This window comes from Nocardia coubleae NBRC 108252 (assembly GCF_001612805.1).
GTDB classification, from domain to species: domain Bacteria; phylum Actinomycetota; class Actinomycetes; order Mycobacteriales; family Mycobacteriaceae; genus Nocardia; species Nocardia coubleae.
The window spans coordinates 1-21499 of record NZ_BDBD01000003.1 but is presented as its reverse complement, the minus strand read 5'-3'; the positions used below and the strand labels follow the sequence as shown (position 1 = coordinate 21499).

Annotated in this window: 13 protein-coding genes; 8 read left to right on the top strand and 5 right to left on the bottom strand. The window is 68.9% G+C overall.

The window, feature by feature from the left end:
• Positions 1-27 precede the first annotated feature (27 nt).
• Positions 28-999, top strand: a complete 972-nt coding sequence (locus NCO8_RS01570; protein ID WP_067635786.1) for a helix-turn-helix transcriptional regulator — start codon at positions 28-30, stop codon at positions 997-999.
• Between the two features lie 10 nt (positions 1000-1009).
• Here NCO8_RS01570 and NCO8_RS01565 read toward each other — a convergent pair whose 3' ends face one another.
• From NCO8_RS01565 to NCO8_RS01550, 4 genes are all read right to left on the bottom strand, one after another.
• The gene (locus NCO8_RS01565; RefSeq protein ID WP_067635784.1) at positions 1010-5545 is read right to left on the bottom strand and encodes an SbcC/MukB-like Walker B domain-containing protein; all 4536 of its coding nucleotides are present in this window, start codon (positions 5543-5545) and stop codon (positions 1010-1012) included.
• A 4-nt stretch (positions 5546-5549) separates the two neighbouring features.
• On the bottom strand, positions 5550-6911 hold the full coding sequence (locus NCO8_RS01560) for a DUF2398 family protein (protein ID WP_067635782.1): 1362 nt from the start codon (positions 6909-6911) through the stop codon (positions 5550-5552).
• Entirely contained in the window at positions 6908-8467 is a 1560-nt protein-coding gene (locus NCO8_RS01555) for a TIGR02677 family protein (protein WP_245655198.1), read from the bottom strand. Before NCO8_RS01555 ends, NCO8_RS01560 begins: the two co-directional genes overlap by 4 nt.
• A gap of 74 nt (positions 8468-8541) precedes the next feature.
• Positions 8542-9774: an NsdA family TPR-like regulatory protein gene (locus tag NCO8_RS01550; RefSeq protein WP_243749666.1), complete on the bottom strand. Its 1233-nt coding sequence runs from the start codon at positions 9772-9774 to the stop codon at positions 8542-8544.
• A gap of 237 nt (positions 9775-10011) precedes the next feature.
• Between NCO8_RS01550 and NCO8_RS01545 the strand changes: the two genes are divergently transcribed.
• On the top strand, positions 10012-10317 hold the full coding sequence (locus NCO8_RS01545) for a hypothetical protein (RefSeq protein WP_067492061.1): 306 nt from the start codon (positions 10012-10014) through the stop codon (positions 10315-10317).
• A gap of 67 nt (positions 10318-10384) precedes the next feature.
• Here the strand turns inward: NCO8_RS01545 and NCO8_RS01540 are convergent, their stop codons facing one another.
• A complete protein-coding gene (locus NCO8_RS01540) occupies positions 10385-11269 on the bottom strand; it encodes a PAC2 family protein (protein ID WP_067492062.1) in 885 nt (294 codons plus the stop codon).
• A 126-nt stretch (positions 11270-11395) separates the two neighbouring features.
• Between NCO8_RS01540 and metH the strand changes: the two genes are divergently transcribed.
• The 6 genes from metH to NCO8_RS01510 all read left to right on the top strand — a co-directional run bounded on the left by metH (position 11396) and on the right by NCO8_RS01510 (position 21431).
• Positions 11396-14992 carry a methionine synthase gene (gene metH, locus NCO8_RS01535; protein ID WP_067635779.1) on the top strand — a complete coding sequence of 1199 codons (3597 nt, stop codon included), beginning with the start codon at positions 11396-11398 and terminating at the stop codon, positions 14990-14992.
• A 215-nt stretch (positions 14993-15207) separates the two neighbouring features.
• The gene (locus tag NCO8_RS01530; protein ID WP_067635777.1) at positions 15208-16998 is read left to right on the top strand and encodes a serine/threonine-protein kinase; all 1791 of its coding nucleotides are present in this window, start codon (positions 15208-15210) and stop codon (positions 16996-16998) included.
• Positions 16999-17071: 73 nt separating this feature from the next.
• Complete coding sequence (locus NCO8_RS01525; RefSeq protein WP_281201857.1) at positions 17072-17764, top strand: HAD family hydrolase; 693 nt, start codon at positions 17072-17074, stop codon at positions 17762-17764.
• Positions 17765-17921: 157 nt separating this feature from the next.
• Positions 17922-18785: a HalD/BesD family halogenase gene (locus NCO8_RS01520; protein ID WP_067635775.1), complete on the top strand. Its 864-nt coding sequence runs from the start codon at positions 17922-17924 to the stop codon at positions 18783-18785.
• 9 nt (positions 18786-18794) lie between these two features.
• Entirely contained in the window at positions 18795-19610 is an 816-nt protein-coding gene (locus tag NCO8_RS01515) for a class I SAM-dependent methyltransferase (protein ID WP_067635773.1), read from the top strand.
• Between the two features lie 9 nt (positions 19611-19619).
• Complete coding sequence (locus NCO8_RS01510) at positions 19620-21431, top strand: choline/carnitine O-acyltransferase (protein WP_067635771.1); 1812 nt, start codon at positions 19620-19622, stop codon at positions 21429-21431.
• Positions 21432-21499: the final 68 nt, after the last annotated feature.

Sequence of the window (21499 nt, the reverse complement as noted above, 5' to 3'; positions counted from 1 at the left end):
TCGTGTATTCCGGGTAATCTTTCGCGAGTGCGCGCCGACCGGCTTGTCTCCCTCGTGCTGCTGCTGCGCAGACACGGACGGCTGACCGCGGACGTGCTGGCCCGCGAGTTGGAGGTTTCCACTCGCACTGTGCTGCGCGATATCGAGGCGCTCTCCGCGGCCGGCGTGCCGGTGTACGCCGAACGCGGCAGGCACGGTGGATTCGCCCTGCTCCCAGGTTTCCAAACCGAACTCACCGGGCTGAATCACGACGAGGCGCTGGCACTACTGGTCGCCGGATCACGGCGTGGAGCACAAGCTTTCGGCCTCGGCGGTGCGCTGGCGTCGGCCATGCGCAAGGTCGTCGACGCACTGCCCGAGAGCTATCGCGACACCGCGACCGGCGCCGCCCGTCGACTGCTCGTCGACCCCGAGACCGACCTCCTGTCGCGTCGCGTCGTGCCCGAGGACCTGCCCGACGCCGTAGTGGCCGAGGTCCGCCGCGCGGTGCTGACCGGTCACCGGTTGCGCATCAACTACGCCGCCGTCGACCAGTCCGCGCAGTGGCGAACCGTGGACCCGATCGGCCTGGTCACCGTCGCCGACCAGAGCTATCTGCTTGCCACCAGGTCTGGGGAGGACCGCACATACCGCCTGTCGCGCATCCTCGACGCGGAGGAACTGCCCGAACCCGCGCAGCGGCCGGAGCACATCGACCTGGATCAGGCCTGGAAAGAACGCAGCACCCGGTTCCGTGCCGGCAGCGACCAGGTAGCCGTCGAGGTCCGGGTGAACCCCACCCGCCGTGCGGAACTCATCGGCACGGCGGTGACACTTCGCTCCGAAACGACCGAGGCCGACGGCCGGCTCCGCCTCGAGCTGACCTTCCAAGACCCGCGTCATGCCGAATGGGCACTCTGGCAACTCGGCACCCACGCGGAAATCCTTGCGCCGCAATGGCTGCGCACCACCCTGCACGACCGCGCGACCACGCTCGCCGCCCACTACCGGTCGCCCTGAGACAGTGATCTCAGCCGACCGACGCCGGTTCTCCTGGCATCCCTTCCAACGTGAGGCCGCCCTCGATCGTGTTGGGGAGGCGGCGGCGGTTGGGGGAGCCGAGGGCGGTGGTGAGGTCGCCGCCGTCGTGTTCGGCGAGGAGTTCGCCGCTGTCCCACACCAGCAGGGTCGCGCTCACGGTGTTCTCGGCGGTGGAGTGGGCCAGGTCGTAGTGCGCGCAGCCGGGGACGTGTGGGTAGGTGATCCACAGGTCGTAGCCGGTCATGAACAGGTCGAGGTCGAATTGCACGCTGAGGCCGAGCAATTCGCTGCGGCCGTTGTCGTCGACGCCGGCGAAGGCTTCGTCCAGCGCCAGCAGGCGTGGTGCCTGTGGGTCGGCGGAATCGAGCATCACGTGGGCGGCGGCGAACAACGGCAGGTGCAGCGACACCGACTGTTCACCACCGGAGAGCGCGCTGTGGCGGGCGACGGTGAGCTTGTCCTCGGACCCGTCGCCGGATATCAGCGTGAACGAGAACACCCGCCAGGACCGGTAATCGAGGGTGGCGGCGAGGATTTCGGGGTAGGAGCGTTCCGGGTGGGCGGCGCGGGCGGCCCGGATCTCGGCGGCGAAATGCGCGCGCACCGCACCCAGATCGTCGGGGCTCAGCGCCGAGGTGTCGCGGTCGAGCAGCTTGCACATGGCGCGCGCGGCCTCCGACAGGCCGTCGGCCAGCACCCAGTGCACGCCGATGGTGTTGCCCGACGACATCCGCCGCTGCTTCATCTCCGCGCCCATGCGGGAGATGAGTTCCCTTGCGTCGGTTGTTCTTTCGTGGATCTGCTGGGCCAAGCCGGTGAGCAACGCATCCTCGAGGATGCGGCGTTCGGCGTCGGTGAGCAACAGTTCCTGGTCGCGGCGTGCGGCGTCGATGCGCGCCGCGAAATCGGCGAGCGCGGTCTGGCCGTTCTCGTCGTGCACGGCCACCACGGTGAGCCCGTCAGCAGCATCCCAGTGCAGACGATAGTCGCGCCCCGACGCGGTGAGCGCGGCGTCGAATTCCTGCAGCGCGCTCGTCACCGCCGACCGGGTGGACTTGCGCCCGGCCTCGGTGGCGCGAACCTGGGCAGTGGCGGCATCCAGGTCGGCGAACAGGGCCGCGACCTCGTCCGGCAAGACCACCGGATCGGTTTCCGGGCCCGCGGCGACGATGCGGTACTGCAGCTGCTCGGGTGTCGACCAGGCGGCCTCGCTGCTCGGCCACCGGTGTTCGACCGACGCGCCGAGTAGGCTCAGCAGGTCGGGCCGCGCGTACGGAGCCAGCGACCGCACTTCCGCGAGCACCTCGGTGAGCGCCGTGGCGAGCGCCTCGTGCGCCGTGCGATAAGCCGCTTCCGCATCACCCACCGCCTCGATCGCCGCATTGGCCGCCTTGCGCGCGGCCCGCTGCTCGGCTTTGGCGGCTTCGATGGCCGCACGCGCCGCATCCAGCTCACGGTCGATGTCGACAGCACTGGCGCCCAACGCTTCTCGCAGCGTTTCGAGCTTGCGCTGCTGCTCGGTGTATCCGGCGCGGGCCGCCTCGGCCTCCTCGGCGAACGCCTCGGCAAGGGCACGGGCCTCGTCGTGCCGATCGGCGCCCTCCCGTTCGCGCTCACGTTCCCGCTCGTGCTCGGCACGCAACCGCAACAGCCCGGTGCCGGTGTTCTCGAAATGCCGGATCGCCGCGGCCAGCGCATCGAGTTCACGCGCCTCCCGCGGCGTGCGGTGCGCCTGCGCGGCCGCCCGCACCTTCTTGTCCTGAGCGGCCACCTCGGCCACGGCCTGATCGAGCTCCCGCTCGGCCTGCGCCGCCGCCTCCACCCGCGACCGCATCAGTCCGGCGGTCTCCGCGACCGCCCGAAGTGCGGCGGTCACCGCCGAAGGTCGTGGCAACGACTTCGCCGCAGCGGTGAGCTCAGCCAATTGCGCTGCCGCCGAAGACTCTTCGGCCCGAGCCGCCTCGTATTCCGCGCCGGCCGCCTCGATCGCCGCCTCGATCTCGGCGAGCCGCAACGCTCGCCTGCGCGCCCGCGCGGTCGCACCGATGAACTCGGCCTCGGTCTTGTGATGCCTGCCGACCAGGACACCCAGTCGAAAGTGGCCCGCTGTTCCGATCACCACGGGGCCGGCCTCGGCGGTCAGCGCACTCAGCGTGGCGCCTGGCATGGTCCGTCCCATGCCTTCGCCGTCCGCAACCCCGGCGCGATCCGCACCCGTCGCCGCGACTGTCGTCGATTTCGCTCCGCCTGCGCCTGGTGCGGAGTCTGCTCGGGCCGGCGTGGTCGGCGCCGGGTGCGTCTCGGCGGCTTCGTAGCCTGAGTGGTCGTCGGCTGCCGTAGCGGCGGAGCTGTCCGATTCAGGGAGGAGTTCGTCGAGGGCGATGGAGGCGAGCACGGCAGCGACCGTGTCCCTCGGGACCTCGACCTCCGCCGTATTCTCCTCCACCACAAGGACATCGGCGAGGGTACGACCGGTCGGGCGCTGGTCGAGGGGCAGTGGGAGCAGGAAGTGGTCGGACTCGACCTCGGCGGGCAGGGTCGGCCCACAGATCCAGCTGTCCAGCAGACCTGCGGCCTGAAGCGCGGCCTCGATTCCCGCCGCCTCCTGCGCGGACACCCCATCCCCGAACCGCACCAGCTTCCACAGCGGAGCGCCCGGAAGTCCCTCGCGCATACCGGTTCTGGCCGACGACGACGGAGGGGCGTCATCGTGTTCGGCAGCGATCTGCTTGCGTTCGGCCGTCAGTGCGTCGCGGCGCGCGGCCGCAGCATCAGCCCGCGCCCGCGACTCCTGCCGACGGGTGCGGAGCTGCTCGCGTAGCGGCTCGATCCGCTCCGCCAAAACCTCTGCGGCAGAGGGGATGTCCTCCACTCCGGCACCAGCGAAGGCGGTCTCCAGCGCCTCGAACAGTCCACCGTCATCAGCCCCCGTCCGATCAGATCGCGCCCCGATGACGCCGTGGGCAGGGTCGCCCCCGTCGATGACTGCTTCGGCGGCTTGGGCGTTCACCGAGGATTCCGCGATGCCCGCAAGGAGGGCTGAGTTGGTCTTCCACCAGGCGCGCAGGTTCGCCGCAGAATCTTTGCGCGCCAACGCAACCGCGGCTTCTGCATGCGCGACTTCGGCGGCTGCCGCGTCGCGCAGTTCTGTCGCGCGTTCGGCGAGGCGTTCGGCGCGGGTTCGGTCGGCGGCGGCGGATTCCCACTTGCTCACCGCCTTGCGGACCGCGCGCACGTCGGCGTCGCGTTCCTCGGCGTGGCCGCGGACGGCGGCGGTGAACTGGTCGCCCCGGCCGTCGGTGCCGGGCGTGGTCCACTCGATGCCCGCTTCCTCGGCGGCTGATCGGAGGGCCTCTTCGCCGCGCACCAGCGCGGCGGCGGCGGTGCGTACCGCTTCGGCCGCCTTCTCGGCTTCCTCGGCGCGCCGCTGCAACGTCTGCGCTGCTTCGGCGGCCTTGTCGCGGTGGGCGGCAGCGGAGGTTTCGAGTCGGCGTACGGCGTCGGCGAGGTCGTCGAGTTGCTGTTTGCCTTCGTAGGCGCTGGAGCGCTGCAGGTTCTCGCGGTCGGCGATGGCCTGTTCGTAGGCGCGGTCGGCCTCTTCGGCACGGGCCTCGGCGGCGGCGCGGTCGGCGTCGCGGCGGGTGCGTAAGGCGGTCGCGGCGAACAGGGCGGTCGAGGCATTGGTGACGGCGTCGAGCCGGGTGCGCACCTGATCGACATCCGATTTCGCTTGCACCGCAAGGTATTTGCGATACACGTCGACGAACCGCCGGGTGGCGGTGTCGGCCTGCACCAGCCCGTCGAGAGTGCGGCCCACTTCCTCCATATCGCTGAACGAACGCGCCGCGTCGAGGATGAGCTGTTCGTCGAGGGGACGCAGACCGTCGGTGAGGGCCTGGGACAACCCCCGCGGGTCGAGGTTCTTGGCGAGCTGTGGGCGGCGCAGCGTGAGGATCAGGTTGATGAGCTGGTCGTAGCGCTGCATACCGAGCCCGAACATGCGGGCATCGATCGCGGCCCGGTATTCGACCGGCCGGTCGACGATGGCGTCGCTGCCGATCTGTTCGGCGAGCTGTTTGCGGGTGAGCGGGCGGTCGTCGGGACCGATGAGCGAGAAATCGACACCCGCGCGGCCGTCGGCGACGAAATACCAGCGTGTCACCTTGTCCGAGGACCGGGTGGCGCGCATTCCGATACCGACCGTGACGACCTCGGGATCCTCCCAGCTGCCGCGCGCGAATTCCATCCACACATACGAGTACGCCGATTCCTGCTTGCGGTAGAGCAGGTTCGACTTCATGGTCCGTTCCTCACCGGCGAACGGGTTGAGCCTGCGCGGCTCGATCCGCCCGTCGAGCACGAACGGGAACAGCACCTCGAGGGCCTTGGTCTTGCCGGAACCGTTGGGTCCGCGCAGTACCAGGCGTCCGTCGGCGAAACAGAACTCCTGGTCGCGGTAGTCCCACAGGTTGACGATGCCCGCGCGGGTCGGGACGAATCGCACTCCGCCGTGAATGAGCGTCATCTGCTCAGCTCCCTCCCACTCCGGTGCCGACATCAGCGGCGGTGACGAACAATTCCTCGGTCTTGCGCACCCGTACCGTGACGACCGCGCCCCGGTATCTGGCCAGCGCGGGCAGCACGAGCAGACCGTCTTCGACGGGCCGGATCAGCCGCAACTTGGTGAGCAATGCAAGTACCTCGGCGGTGAGGCCGGCGGCATCGGCCTGCCATTGCGCGGCGAAGGTGGCACCGTAGCGATCGGTGAGCGCGGTGACGGTGGTGCGCACCCACGCATCGTCGAGGAACGGATAGGTGTCGGGTTCCTCGGCGAACTCGTCGTCGGAATCCGTTGCCGGGTCGGGTGTTTCGTCGGCCAGCGGGACGAACACCCCCGCCTCGGGGATCGCGGTGTCGAGCTGGTCGAGCAGTTCCTCGGCCGGATGGAGGTCGGGCAGTGGCCGGTGCGGCAGCGGATTGTCCAGATCCAGTACCGCGTCGGCGATCTCGCCGATCAGCAACAACCCCACCTGCGCAAGGGTGCCCGTGCCGGGGAACCGGGTATCCGACAGGCGACCCGACGTGTCGATGAGAGCGACACCCTCGGCCCGCCGTTCGGCCCGCAGCCCGGTGCAGTACTCCACCTCACCGATCAGGCGCTCCTGACCGAGCAGTGCCCGTTCGGCGGGCGTCAGATCCGCGAGATACACGACCGGTCGCTCCACCAGCGCACGCCGCACCCGGCGAGCGATGTCGGCCGCCACCTCGGTGTCCTCGGCCAGCAGACCACGCACGCTGTGCAGGTGCTGCAATGCCCGCGGCGGCCGGAACAGCGCGAAAACCACCGGGCGGTCGATGTCGTAGAGCGCTTCACCCGCGTCGGGATCGCTGGCCCACCCGCCCGCGTCACCGTCGGCCAGGGTCAACGCGCCGCGCGCACCGAGCCAGCCGACGGCGTCGACGAAGGCGTCACGATCGGCGGCCCGCTCGGTGGACAATTCGAGCCCATCGATGCGGCTCGCGTAATCGGCGACATGCTCTGCCAGTTCCGACAGGGTGATCTGATCCCCGGCCCGCCCCAACGCGGCGAGTGCCAGCGACAGATAGGCGTAGCGCCGCCGGTCGAACACCCGATCGTTCACACTGCGCGCGGGCCGGGCATCCTCGAGCCGATCGTGCACCGGATACAGCCGCGCCGTCGTTTCGGTGATCTCCACCCGATACCCGAACAACTCGGCCATGTCCTCGCGCAGCTCGGTCGCCCACCGCCGGATCAGCGGCAACGCGATCCGATCCGGATACACCCGCGTGACAAGGTGATTCGCCAGCATCACCCGGACCGCCCGCTGGTAGCTGTCGAGCGCGAGCGCATCGATCCGCTGCCGCTTCACCGCTTGGTCCTCCGCCCCGTCGAACCCTGTACTTCGAGGCGGCGGTTGTTCAAGTGGAGCAATCCCGCCGCCGTGCGGATGACCGTCGACCCGTCGCACGGGCGAACCGTCAGGGTGACGCCGTTGTCGGAACCCGTTGTGCCCTCGACCCGTCCGCTCACCGGCACCCAGGCTGTGGAGGCCGCGTCGAGCAGGCGCAGCAGCACCTCGGTCTCGCGCTGGTCGAGTACCCGTTCGTGCACGTTGCCGGTGGCCAGGGACGCGGCAGCTGCCGCGCGTTCGCGCTGGGCGGCGAGTTGCGCCTCACGCAGGCGACGTACTCCGGCGTCGTTGCGTGATATTCGGGCGGGCGCGCCGGCGGCGGGGGCTCGGCCGGTTTCGGCGAGGGTGCGGGAGATCTCCAAAGGTGGTGCGTCCCACCAGGACCGGTCGGCCGGTACCAGGTCGGCGTCGGGGTGTTCCAGCGACAGGTGCCGTGGTTTGCCGAGGCCGAACACCGCGTCGTACAGGGCGTGCGCACTGCCCGACGTGGGGGTGGCGACGAACCACGCCGCCAGGTGGCGCAGCGCCGATTCCCGGCTGATCCCGCCCCGGCGGGTCTCGGTGACCCGGCGCAACAGCGACAGCACGGCCGCGATGGCGCTCATCGTCGCCTCCCGCAGCCGGTCGGCCTCGCACGACTCGCCCGGCTCGGTGCCCGCGACGAACCAGGTGCGCAATCCGTCCCAGCGGGCCCGCCAATCCGCCTCCCGCTCGACCGAACTCAGCAGCACCCGCTCGTCACACCCGGCCGCCCGACCGATCAACGCCTCGACGCCGGTGTCCTCCACCTCGCCGATCGCGGCGGCCAGGCGCGGCGCGAACCGGGCCAGATCCATGCTGAACTCCCGCATGTGCGCGAGCAGCGCGTCCTTGTGCGCCAGAAACGACTCGGGGGTGATCTCGGTGGTCCGCACCAGGTCGCCCAGCGACAGATAGAAGTGCGCGGCGCGCGCCGCCATGTCGGTGAGTGCGGCGTCCAGCCTGCGCAGGGTGGTGTAGACCCGCTCGGCGTCGCCCTCGCGATTGGCGGTCGCCAGAGTGCGCAGATCCGCGAGAAGCTCGGGAAGCACCAGCCGCGACAGCGACGCGTCCTCCATCCGCGCGGACAGCACCCCGGCCACCGCCTGATACGCCTGGAAACCGGCCTGTGCGAACTGGTACACGTAGTGCCGGTTGCGGTACTCGGCCAAGGTGGCCGCCCGGGTGCCGTCGTAGCTGCGCTCGAGCACACCCCAGCGGTGCAGCTGCTCGAGCAGCGGACCGATCTCGGCCGCCGAGAGCGGCACCCCCGCCGGAGCGGGCCCCTGTGTGCCCGCCTCGGCCTTGGCGATCCACTCGGCGACATCGTCGGCGTGCAGCAACACCACGTACGCCGCGCGCGCACTGTCGAAGGCGCGCAGAACCCGCAGGTAGTCGGCGCGTTTCTCGGCGGTGGCGAACGAGAACAACCGCAGCCGCTCGTCCCACAGGGCAGGGACGGCGCTGGGCAGGCCGTCGGCGCGGTGGTCGGTCACCGTAGACAGATTAGTGGTGACCGAGCACTGCTCCGACCGACCCGCCCCGGATCGGCGTGGCATCGCCGCCGCGCTCACCCGACGTTGAGCGAGCGCAACTGCTCGAGGAACGACTGGGTGCGCGGATCACCGGGGAAGCGTTCGATGATCTCGCGCGCCGCCTCGCCCGCGATCCAGGCCAGCGACGGCAGCGACTTGCGACCCGCCGTGAACGCCGCGACACCTTCCTCCACCGCGCGCTCGAGATCGCGATCACGCACCGCGACCACCGCGAGCGTGAGCCGGGCTTCGGACACGCGCATCGGATTGCGCACACTGCCGTCGGGCCGCGTCGAATCCTTGATCACCTGCTGGGCATAACGTTCGGCCAGCCGGTCCTGCCCGGCCACCCGGCAGCAGTCCATGGCGTAGAAGTCGAATTTCGTTGCGTCGACGACGAAGTGGTTGTCCAGATCGGCCGGATGACCCATCCGCGCCAGGATCGCCCGGCCCTCGTCGAGCGCGGTCTGCACTGCCCGGCGATCGCCCAGGCGCGCCCAGCCCTTGGCGCGTTGTGCGGCCAGCTGCACCCCGACACCCATCGACGTGGTCCCCGCCATCGCCTTCTCGGAGACGTCGATGGCGCCGCGAAAGTTGCCCTGGGTCAACGCGAACCACGCCGACATCTCCGCCGCCCAGCCGACGATCTCGGGGTTGCCCGCTTCGCGGCCGAGCGAATCCGCCGCCCGCCGAGTGGCTTCCGCGCCGGCCCGGTGGCCGAGGTCGTAGTCGACGCAACCCACCAGCAACGCCACCCAGCCGGCCAGTACGAGGATTTCCCGATGCTGGCTCAGGGTGAGTCGGCCGTCGAGCAGCGAGGTGATCCGGCGCAACCACGCGGTTCCCTCGGCGTGCAGCTCGTGCGGGTCGGCATAGGCGTACTCGCAGCACAACCGTTCGGCGGTGATCCGCACCGCGTCGAGGGTGGCGCTGTTGACATCGGACATGCGTAGCCTGCCGATGAATTCGAGTGTGTCCATACCGGTTGCGGATAACAGCTCGTCATCGCGGTTGGGACGGGCTTTGGGGAAGAACGCGGCGGGGACGGTGTCGAACGCGGCCGCGATGATCGGCGCGTAGAACTCGTCGGGTCGTGATTCACCGGACTCCCAGCGGCGCCAATTGCGCAGCAGAGTACTGTCCGTCGGCAGGTTGTGTGAGGACTTGGCACGCATCGCGCGGACGGCGTCGGCTTGCGACCATCCCCTCGCGTCACGTTCCGAGCGCATCCGGACAGCCCAGACGGGTCGATCATCAGTTGCGGTCACGGCCGTAGTATTCCACCAGTTAACGTTCGGCGTCCCGGATAGGGCATGTAGATGTCATCGGTTTGACATCTGCTACAACGGAGGACGAATGCGCATGCTGTAAGTAGGTGCTCGGCCGGACCGATCACCCGCCCCGCAGGAGAGCTTGCGAGGCAACGCAGTACCCCCGCGCGGCGGCTGGCGCCGCGCGGGGGGATCCGACAACAGAACAGCGATCCCAATCCAACGGAGGTTCGGGTGGAAGCGTTGATCTATGGATACTTGCGTGACGATCTGGCCGAGGGCCAGGGCGATCAATTGGAGGATGCGCTACGCAGCCTCGCGGCTACGGCGGGGATGTGTTTCGCCGCGACGTTCCATGAATCGACCGCGGGTGACGGTGCGGCCTTCGCCGAGCTCACCCAGGAATTGAAGCGGGCCGACGCACACCACGTGGTGGTCCCGTCGCTCGATCATCTTGCCGGGCAGACGATTCCGCGCGACATGCTGATCGCCAAGCTGGCGCACGAAGCCGCCGCCCAAGTCCTCACCCTGGAGCGCTGAGATGGCGGCCTCCGACACCGAACCACCATCCTGACGGCGGCGGCCCGAGCGGGCCGGTGCATCGGGTCTACAGCCCGAAGCTTCCCGGCCCGCGCCTGCGCAGGTACTTCTCGAACTCCGCGGCGATCGCGTCACCATCGATCTTCGACATCGTCTCGTTGAGATCGAGTGCCGCGTCGCCCCGTTCCTCGAGCGAGCGCACGTATTCGCTGATCTCCTCGTCGCCGACGGTCATCTCGTTCACCGCGGCCTCCCACTCCTCGGCTTGAGCAGGCAGCTCGCCGAGCGGCACCTCGATGTCGAGGACCTCCTCCACCCGGTGCAGCAGCGCGATCGTCGCCTTCGGATTCGGCGGTTGGGACACGTAGTGCGGCACGGCGGCCCAGAACGACACGGCGGGCACGCCCGCCTTCACGCACTGGTCCTGCAGCACGCCGGTGATTCCGGTCGGACCCTCGTAGCGGGTCTGTTCCAGATTGAATCGCTCGGCGGCCTCCGGGCTGTAGGCCGAACCGGTGACCGGCACCGGTCGGGTGTGCGGCGTGTCGGCCAGCAACGCGCCGAGGATCACCACCGTCTCCACACCCAGCTGTTCGATGAACTCGAGCAGGTCGTTGCAGAAGCTGCGCCAGCGCATATTGGGTTCGATCCCGCGCAGCAGCACCACGTCGCGATCGCTGCCGGGCGGCGAGCACACCGACAACATGGTCGAGGGCCACTGGATCTCCCTGGTCACCCCGTCGACCTGACGCACGGTCGGCCGGTTCACCTGGTAGTCGTAATAGTCCTCGGAGTCGAGTTCGGCCAGCGGCTCGGAGTCCCAGAGCAACTCCAGATGTTCGACCGCGCCACTGGCGGCATCTCCGGCGTCGTTCCAGCCCTCGAAGGCCGCGACCAGCACGGGATTGCGCAACGTCGGCAGTTCCGTCTCGGGGGTCTCACTGGCATCCACCAGGTCAGCCTAGTGTCTTGTGCCAATTGTTTTGTGGCGACCGGCAGGGTTGCGTGTTGTGTGGTCCGGGCCACTGGATCACCGACAGTGGTCTCGTGTGTCGGAGGCGCCCACTAGTCTTGAACCATGCCTGCGTCCTTGCCCACCACTTTCGATACCACGCTCCTCGACACGCTGCGACGCCGTGTCGTCATCGGCGACGGTGCGATGGGCACGATGTTGCAGGCCGCGGACCTCACACTCGACGACTTCCGCGGCCTCGAGGGATGCAACGAGATCCTCAACGACACCCGCCCGGATGTCCTCGCCGACATCCACCGCGCGTACTTCGCGGCGGGCGCGGACGCGGTGGAGACCAACACCTTCGGGTGCAACCTGCCCAACCTCGCCGACTACGACATCGCCGACCGGATCCGCGACCTGTCCGAACGCGGCACCCGTATCGCCCGCGAGGTGGCCGACGAGATGGGTCCCTCGGCCGACGGCACCCCGCGCTACGTTCTCGGGTCGATGGGCCCGGGCACCAAGCTGCCGACGCTGGGTCACGCCCCGTTCGCCGCGCTGCGCGACGCCTACACCGAGGCCGCGCTCGGCATGCTCGACGGCGGCGCCGACGCCATCCTCATCGAAACCTGCCAGGACCTGCTGCAGGTCAAGGCCGCGATCACCGGCAGCCGCCGGGCGATGCTCGCCGCCGGTCGCCGGATCCCGATCATCACCCACGTCACCGTGGAGACCACCGGCACCATGCTCGTCGGCAGCGAGATCGGTGCGGCGCTCACCGCGCTGGAACCGCTCGGTATCGACATGATCGGCCTGAACTGCGCCACCGGACCCGACGAGATGAGCGAGCACCTGCGGCACCTGTCGCGCCACGCCACCATTCCGGTGTCGGTGATGCCGAACGCGGGTCTGCCGGTGCTCGGTGCCAAGGGCGCGGAGTACCCGCTCACCGCCGAGGAGCTGGCCGTCGCGATGAGCGGTTTCGTCTCCGAGTTCGGGCTGTCGATGGTTGGCGGTTGCTGTGGCACCACGCCCGAGCACATCCGTCAGGTCGCAGAGGCGGTGCGCGAGGTCGAAAAGACGCTGCCGCCGATCGACGATCGCCGTCACCCCGAGCACGAACCCGCCGTGTCGAGCATGTACACCGCCGTGCCGTTCGAGCAGGACGCCTCGATCCTGATGATCGGTGAGCGCACGAATGCCAACGGCTCCAAGGCTTTCCGCGATGCGATGCTGGCCGCCGACTGGCAGCGCTGCCTCGAGATCGCCAAGGACCAGACCCGCGACGGCGCCCACATGCTCGACCTGTGCGTCGACTACGTGGGCCGCGACGGCGCCGCCGACATGAACGAGCTGGCTTCGCGCCTGGCCACCTCGTCCACCCTGCCGATCATGCTCGACTCCACCGAGGTCGCGGTCCTGCAGGCCGGGCTCGAGCACCTGGGCGGCCGGTGCGCGGTGAACTCGGTGAACTACGAAGACGGTGCAGGCCCCGAGTCGCGATTCCAGCAGATCATGGCGCTGGTCGCCGAGCACGGTGCCGCCGTGGTCGCGCTGACAATCGACGAAGAGGGCCAGGCACGCACCGCCGAGCACAAGGTCGCCATCGCCGAGCGGTTGATCGAGGACATCACCGGCAACTGGGGGCTGGCCGAGTCCGACATCATCATCGACACGCTGACCTTCACCCTCGGCACCGGTCAGGAGGAATCGCGCAAGGACGGTCTCGAGACCATCAACGCGATCCGCGAACTCAAGCGCCGCCACCCGCAGGTGCAGACCACCCTCGGTCTGTCCAACATCTCCTTCGGCCTGAACCCGGCCGCCCGGCAGGTGCTGAACTCGGTGTTCATGCACGAGTGCGTGGAGGCCGGGCTCGACTCGGCCATCGTGCACGCCTCGAAGATCCTGCCGATGAGCCGGATCCCCGACGAGCAGCGCGAGACCGCCCTCGACCTGATCTACGACCGTCGCGGCGAGGACTACGACCCGCTGCAGAAGCTCATGGCCATGTTCGAAGGCGTCTCGACCGCGTCCTCGAAGGCTTCGCGCGCCGAGGAGCTGGCCGCGCTGCCGCTGTTCGAGCGCCTGGAACGCCGCATCGTCGACGGTGAACGCAACGGTCTCGGCGAGGATCTGGACGAGGCGATGAAGTCGGTGCCGCCGTTGCAGATCATCAACGAGACGCTGCTGTCGGGCATGAAGACCGTCGGTGAGCTGTTCGGGTCGGGTCAGATGCAGCTGCCGTTCGTGCTGCAGTCGGCCGAGGTGATGAAAACCGCGGTGGCGCACCTGGAACCGCATATGGAGGCCACCGACGACTCGGGCAAGGGTCGCATCGTGCTGGCCACGGTGAAGGGCGATGTGCACGACATCGGCAAGAACCTGGTCGACATCATCCTGTCCAACAACGGCTACGAGGTGGTGAACCTGGGCATCAAGCAGCCCATCGCCACCATTCTCGACGCCGCCCAGGACAAGAAGGCCGACGTGATCGGCATGTCCGGCCTGCTGGTGAAGTCCACCGTGGTGATGAAGGAGAACCTGGCCGAGCTCAACGCCAAGGGCGTGGCCGAGCAGTTCCCGGTGCTCCTCGGTGGGGCCGCGCTCACCCGCTCCTACGTCGAGAACGACCTCACCGAGGTCTACGACGGTGAAGTGCACTACGCGCGTGACGCTTTCGAAGGTCTGCGGTTGATGGACGAGATCATGACCGTCAAGCGCGGCGGTGGCCTCGACCCCGACAGCCCCGAGGCGATCGAGGCGAAGAAGAAGGCCGCCGAACGCAAGGCCCGTCACGAACGGTCCAAGCGGATCGCCGCCGAGCGCAAGGCCGCCGAGGCGCCCATCGTGGTGCCCGAGCGTTCCGACGTGGCCGCCGATCAGCCGGTGCCGACCCCGCCGTTCTGGGGCACGCGTGTGGTGAAAGGCCTTCCGCTGGCGGAGTATTCGGGTCTGCTCGACGAGCGGGCCCTGTTCCTCGGGCAGTGGGGTCTGCGCGGGCAGCGTGCTGGTGACGGGCCGAGCTACGAGGAACTGGTCGAGACCGAGGGCCGTCCCCGGCTGCGGTACTGGCTCGACCGGCTGGCCACCGAGGGCGTGTTGCAGCACGCCGCCGTGGTGTACGGGTACTTCCCTGCGGTGTCGGAGGGCGACGAGGTCATCGTGCTGACCGAGCCGGAACCCGATGCACCCGTTCGGTATCGGTTCACCTTCCCGCGTCAGCAGCGTGACCGGTTCCTGTGCATCGCCGACTTCATCCGCTCGCGGGACAAGGCACGCGAGACCGGTCAGGTCGACGTGCTGCCCTTCCAGCTGGTCACCATGGGTCAGCCGATCGCCGACTTCGCCAACGCCCTGTTCGCGGGCGACAGCTACCGCGACTACCTCGAGGTGCACGGTATCGGCGTGCAGCTCACCGAGGCGCTGGCCGAGTACTGGCACCGCCGGGTGCGCGAGGAACTGAGCATCGACGGGCAGTCGGTCGCCGACAGCGATCCGGCCGATGTGCAGGACTACTTCAAGCTCGGCTACCGGGGCGCGCGGTACTCCTTCGGCTACGGCGCCTGCCCGGACCTCGAGGATCGCGCCAAGCTCGTCGACCTGCTCGACGCGGGCCGGGTCGGGGTGACGCTGTCGGAAGAACTGCAGCTGCATCCCGAGCAGTCCACCGACGCCTTCGTCCTGCTGCATCCCGAGGCGAAGTACTTCAACGCCTGACATCGGTGTTCGGTGATCGGGCCGGTCCACCTCGGACCGGCCCGATTCGTACTGCGCCCGTTGTGAATCTGATCACGAACCCGGCGGGTCGACCATGGTGGTCGATGGTCGGCAACGGAATCGAAGCACTGAGGCACGTAGGATTTTCGGAAGTTTCATCCCGCTGTGGCGCGGAGGGCTGGACGACTCGGCGGTAAGCAGGAGGGGCACACGTTATGACATCGGATCGGTTGATCGCGGGACGCTATCGACTCACCGACCCGATCGGCACGGGTGCGATGGGCGTGGTGTGGCGCGCCACCGACGTCCGGTTGCGGCGCACCGTCGCGGTCAAGCAGGTGCTGCTCGCGCCGGGTCTCACCGGAACCCAAGCGCTGGAAGCGAAATTGCGGGCCATGCGTGAGGGTCGCATCGCCGCCCGCCTGCACCACCCCAACGCCATCACCGTCTTCGATGTCGCCGAAGAGGACGGCCAGCCCTGGCTAGTGATGGAATACATGAACGCGCCGAGCCTCGCGGTGAAGATCTCCGGCGGGGCGACGCTGTCGCCGATCGAGGTGGCCGGGATCGGCGCGCAGGCCGCGGCGGCGTTGTCCGCCGCGCACGACGCCGGGATCATGCACCGCGATGTGAAACCGGCCAACCTGCTCGTCGGTGACGACGGCACCGTCAAGCTCACCGACTTCGGCATCTCGCACGCCACCGGCGACGTCACCGTCACCGCGACGGGCTTCCTCGCGGGCACCCCCGCCTATCTCGCGCCCGAGATCGCCCGCGGTGACAACCCGAAACCGGCCGCCGACGTGTTCGCCCTCGGTTCCACGCTCTACGCCGCCGTCGAGGGCGCGCCGCCGTTCGGCGAGGGTGACAATCCCCTCGCTGTCCTGCACGCCGTCGCGCGCGGGGTGGTGCCCGAGCCGAAGAAGGCGGGCCCGCTCGGACCGGTGCTGATGTGGTTGCTCACCGCCGACGACACCGAGCGCCCGACCATGGCACAGGCCAGGCGTGCGCTGGAAGACGTTGCGGCAGGACGTGTTCCAGCGCTGCCCGCCACCGCGACCAAGGTGCTCGCGCTCGGTGAGACGCCTGCCGAATCGCCCGCACCCGAGAGCGGGGGAGTGAAGGCCGCCGGATTGCTCGGCAGCGGTTTGGCTCTCGCGAAGGCGGCCCGCTCCGCGATCACCGGCGGCTCATCGGGCCCCGCGGGCCTGGTCGGGCCACCGCCCCCGGCCGAACCGCGGGTCCAGGACGCCGCGGCATCGGCGAACGACATCGACTCCGCCGCCGCGACCGAATTCATCGGTGGTGTCGGTGATACCGGCGGGCATTCGTCGGGCAGGCCACCCGCCTTTCCCGCCGTGCCGCCGCGGACCGATTCGTCCAACAACCGTGCCGTCCTGTTGCTGGCCGCCGCCGTCGCCGCGTTCACGGTGATGCTCGTGGTCCTGGTCGTCACCCGTGACCGTGGCGGTGACGCCGGGCAGCAGGCGCAGGACCCGCCCTCACCCGTCACGGTGACCACCATGGTCGACGGCAAGGTGAGCACCGTGGTGATCGTGCCCGAGCAGGAGACGATCACCGTCTCGGCGCCGCCGCCGTCCGGGGCCACCACCGCACCCACCTCCACCCCGGCCACGAGCAGCGCGACCTCCACCCCGCGCCCCACCACGACCACCGTCACCACGACACCGTTCGGCCCACCGACGCCCGAACGCATCAACCAGTTCATCGCGAGCTACTACGGGATGCTGCCCGGCAACACCAGCGGCGCCTGGTCGCGCCTTGCCCCCGGCTACCAGGCCCAGACCGGCGGCTTCGGCCAGTACTCGTCGTTCTGGTCCACGGTGCGCTCGGTGACTGTCGGATCGATCACCCCCAGCGGGCCCGATCGCGCGGTCGTCTCGCTCACCTACCACCTCACCAACGGGTCGGTGAGCTCGGAGAACCGGTGGATCCAGGTCACCGGCGACGCGGGCAACCTCCAGATCGCCGGATCAGGGGTATGAGCCGAACCCGTTAGGCTTGACCGGGCCCCGCGAGCGCTGGTGCCGGCGAGACGAGAACGAGGCGAGTGAACACGTGAGCGTGCGACCGGCCGCGGTGCTGTGGGATATGGACGGCACGCTGCTCGATTCGGAGAAGCTGTGGGACATCGCGGTGCGCGAGCTGGCCCGCGAACACGGCCACGAGATGAGCGACGAGTTGCGTCACTCCCTCATCGGTGCTTCCGGGCCCAATGCGCTGCGCATGCTCTTCGACGGGATCGGCGTCGCGGCGACCCCGCAGGTGATCGCGGCGGCGGGGGAGTTCCTCGAACAGCGCGTCACCGAACTGATGCTCGGCCCCATCCCGTGGCGCCCCGGCGCGCTCGACGCGCTGAACATGGTGCGCGCCGCGGGGCTGCGCTGCGCGCTGGTGACCAACACCAAACGCTCGCTCACCGAGTACGGTCTCGACACCCTCGGCAGGCACTTCTTCGACCTGTCGGTCTGCGGTGACGAGGTGGCCCACGGCAAGCCCGCGCCCGACATCTACCTGCGCGCGGCCGAGCTGCTCGGTGTCGATCCGGCCGACTGTGTCGCGCTGGAGGACTCGCCGACCGGTGTGCTGGCCGCGCAGGGCGCCGGCTGCGCGGTGATCGTGATTCCCTGCGAAATCGAGGTTCCCGAGGTCGCTGGGCGGGTATTCAGGGAATCACTGAACGGATTGTCGGTGGCCGACCTGCGTGCCGCCTTCGCCGCACGGGACGAACGGGCCACTGCCACCGCGTGATAGGGCGTAATAGCCTACCGTGATAATTCCGTCATCGGGATGGAATTTACGAAAACTGTTGTGGCACAGATGAATTCACCTGCCTGTGATCTGTTCGGGATTGGCCGATTCGACCGAATCCCGGGCGTGTCACAGAATTTTCGCGCAAACTGTTTCCATGACAGGCACGCGGGGGCTTGACGAAATCGTCGACATCGCACGGTATCCACTCACCGATCCGGGTGATCCGGGTAGACAGGCCGCGATCGACGCGGCCCGTGCCGAACTCGCCGAGGACGGCTGTACCGTGCTGCGGGAATTCATCCGCCCGCAGCTGCTCGACACCCTGCGCGCCGAGGGCGAGGCCATCGCCCCGCACGCCCACTACAAGGTGGAGCGGGTCAACGCCTACAACATCCCGCTCGACGCCGACCTGCCCGCCGATCACCCGGCGCGCATCGTGCTCGACCGGGGCAACGCCTTCGTCGCCCGCGACCACATCCCCACCGACGCGCTGATCCAGCGCCTCTACACCGACCCGGTGTTCCAGCGCTTCGTCGCCGACTGCTTCGAACTCGACGAGCTGCACGAATTCGCCGACCGGCTGGCCGGCCTGTGCCTGAACGTGGTCGAGCCGGGCATGTCGCACCCCTGGCATTTCGACACCAACGAATTCACCGTCAGCATGCTCACCCGCCGCCCCGACTCGGGCGGTGTCTTCGAGTACTGCCCCAACATCCGTGACCCGCACGCCGAGAATCTCGACGACGTGCGGGCCGTGCTCACCGGCGAGGGCGGGCGCTTCATCCGGGCGCTCGAGCTGCGCCCGGGCGACCTGCAACTGTTCAAGGGCCGCTTCTCCCTGCATCGCGTCACCGAGGTGACCGGTGCCGGACAACGACATTCGGCGATCTTCGCCTACACGGACCGGCCAGGGGTGATCGGCACTGTCGAACGCACCAGGCAGCTGTTCGGCCGTGTGCTACCCGATCACGTGGCCGCCGCGGCCGCCGCCGTCCGAGGTGACCGACTGCTCGACTGAGAGGAACCCATGTCCGTTCCGTTGCACACCACCGGTAAAGCATCCTTCGACGACATCTACGAGAGTCCGGACCCGCGTGCGTATTTCGCGCGCATGAACGAGCTGGACTACCGGATCCCGGAACTGGCGAAGCCGCATTTCGCCGAGCAGTTGCGCCAGCTGCGCGCCGCGCGTCCGGACCGCATCCCGACGGTGCTCGATCTGGGCTGCTCCTACGGAGTGAACGCGGCGCTGCTGCGGACCGACACCACCGTCGACGAGCTGGCCACGCACTACCGCGACCACGCCGACACCGACCGCGTCGGCCTCCTCGCCGCGGACCGGGAGCGGTTACGCACCGACCTGATGCCCGACGTACGCTTCATCGGGATGGACGCCGCACGCCCGGCGCTGACCTACGCCCACGCCGCCGGACTCCTGCACGACTACGTGCACGCCGACCTCGAGGCCACCGAGCCCACCGAGGCACAGCGACGTGTGCTCGCCTCCGCCGATCTGGTGATCTCCACCGGATGCGTCGGCTACATCACCGAGAAAACCCTGTCCAGGGTCGCGCAAGCCGATCCACACAAGCGACCGTGGATGGCGCACTTCGTGTTGCGGATGTTCGACTTCGATCCCATCGCCGCCGAACTCGCCGCGCTCGGCTATCGCAGTGAGCAGCGGCCCGGTATGTTCCAGCAGCGTCGCTTCGCCTCGGCGCAGGAACGTCAGCAGGTACTCGATGCGTTGGCGGCCAAGGGAATCGACACCACCGATCACGAAGCCGAAGGCTGGCTCTACGCCAACCTGTTCCTGTCCCGCCCGCATCCCATCGAGACCTGAGGATCTGGATTGAACCAACCCACGTTCGCCGCCGAAGACACCCTGCCCCGGGTTCCGCTGCCGACACTGGAAGACAGTTGCGCGCGGTTCCTGCAGTGGTGCGCTCCGCTGCTCGGCGCCGAGGAATACGCCACCACCGAGGGCGCGGTAGCCGAGCTGCTGCGCCCCGGTGGGGCCGGGCGCACCCTGCACGCCGCGCTGGCCGAATACGACGCCACCCCCGGCGTCGGGAGCTGGCTCGACGAGTTCTGGCCCTCGCGGTACCTCGGCCGCCGCGACCGGATCGCGCTCAACGCCAACTTCGTGTTCCTGTTCCGCGACGACACGCCGCTGGCGTCGTCGACGGTGGCGGGGCAGGCCGAGCGGGCCGCCGCGCTCATCGGCGCCGCTGTCGACTACAAGCTGGCCCTGGACGCGGAGAATATCCCGCCGGTCACCCAGCGTGGACAGCAGTTGTCGATGTGGCAGAACAAGTACCTGTTCTCCGAGACCCGGATTCCCGGCGAGGTGCAGGACTCCGTTCGCAAGCCCTACAGCGATGAATGGCCGGGGCCATCGGACGCCCGCCACATCGCGGTCTTCTACCGCGGCAACATCTTCCGGATGGACGTGGTCGGGGCCGACGGTGCGCCGTACGCGTTCTCCGACCTCGTCGACGGGTTGCGTGCGGTGATCAAGGCGGGCACCAAGCCGGCCGCCACCGATACCTCGGTCGGTCATCTCACCACCAAGGCACGCGCCGAATGGGCCCGCAGCCGGGCCGCCCTGCGCACCGTGCCCGCCAACGTGGAGGCGTTCGACGCCATCGAGACCGCACTGTTCTCGGTGTGCCTCGAGGACTTCGCGCCCCGCGACGAACTGCACGCCTGCGATCAGCTCCTGCACGGCGACAGCGGCAACCGCTACTTCGACAAGTCGGTGTCGTTCATCGTCTTCGCCGACGGCCAGGCGGGCATCAATATCGAGCACTGCGGGCTCGACGGCACAACGGTGCTGTCGTTCGTCGACGCGCTGCTCGAGCGCGGCGCCGACGACCACGCCGCCACCAGCGGTGCCAAGGCGCAGGGACTGCCCGCCGTGGAGCCGGTCGAGTTCGAGCTCGACTCGGCGGCACGGGCCGATATCGCCGCCGCCGGAGCGGATTTCGCGAAGTTCGCCGCCGACACCGCCACCTCGCTGGTGTCGTTCGACGACTTCGGCACCGCGGACGCCAAGAAGCTGGGTATCTCGCCGGACGCGTTCGCGCAGTTGAGTTATCAGCTCGCGCACCGGCGCAGCAAGGGCATCACCGGGGCGACCTACGAGTCCATCGCGACCCGCCAGTTCCGCAACGGCCGCACCGAGGCCATGCGGGTGGTGACACCGGAGATGGTGGCCTTCGTCGACGCCATGGTCGATCCCGAGGCCGACCAGGAGACGAAGCTCGCCGCCGCGCGGGCCGCCGCCACCGCGCACGTGAACCGCGCCAAGGAATGCCAGGCCGGCCAGGCACCCGAGCAGCATCTGTGGGAGCTTGAGTGGATCCAGCGCCGCCGCGGTGCCGAGCTCGGTGTGGACGGTGAGCGGATCGCGTTGTTCGACAGCCCCGGCTGGACGGTCATGCGCGACGACTACTTGTCGACCAGCTCGGCGCCCTCGCAGTACATCCGCTACTTCGGTTTCGGGTCGACCAGCCCGCGCTGTATCGGCATCGCCTATGTGCTGCTGCCGGACCGCTGGAACATCTACCTGGCCACGCCGAAGTCGGTGGCCGATCAGATGTACGCGTTCGCCGACCACCTGCGTACGGCGGTTGGTGAGCTGCGGGAGTTGTTGGCGTGAGTTGGGCCGGGTACGCGTGTGTGGGGCGCGTACCCGGCACTTTTGGGTTTGCGCCCATGAAGTGCTGG

Coding starts and splice junctions, on each gene's coding strand:
- NCO8_RS01565 (WP_067635784.1), bottom strand. CDS start 5,545: ATGACGCTCATTCACGGCGGAGTGCGATTCGTCCCGACCCGCGCGGGC.
- metH (WP_067635779.1), top strand. CDS start 11,396: ATGCCTGCGTCCTTGCCCACCACTTTCGATACCACGCTCCTCGACACG.
- NCO8_RS01530 (WP_067635777.1), top strand. CDS start 15,208: ATGACATCGGATCGGTTGATCGCGGGACGCTATCGACTCACCGACCCG.
- NCO8_RS01520 (WP_067635775.1), top strand. CDS start 17,922: ATGACAGGCACGCGGGGGCTTGACGAAATCGTCGACATCGCACGGTAT.
- NCO8_RS01515 (WP_067635773.1), top strand. CDS start 18,795: ATGTCCGTTCCGTTGCACACCACCGGTAAAGCATCCTTCGACGACATC.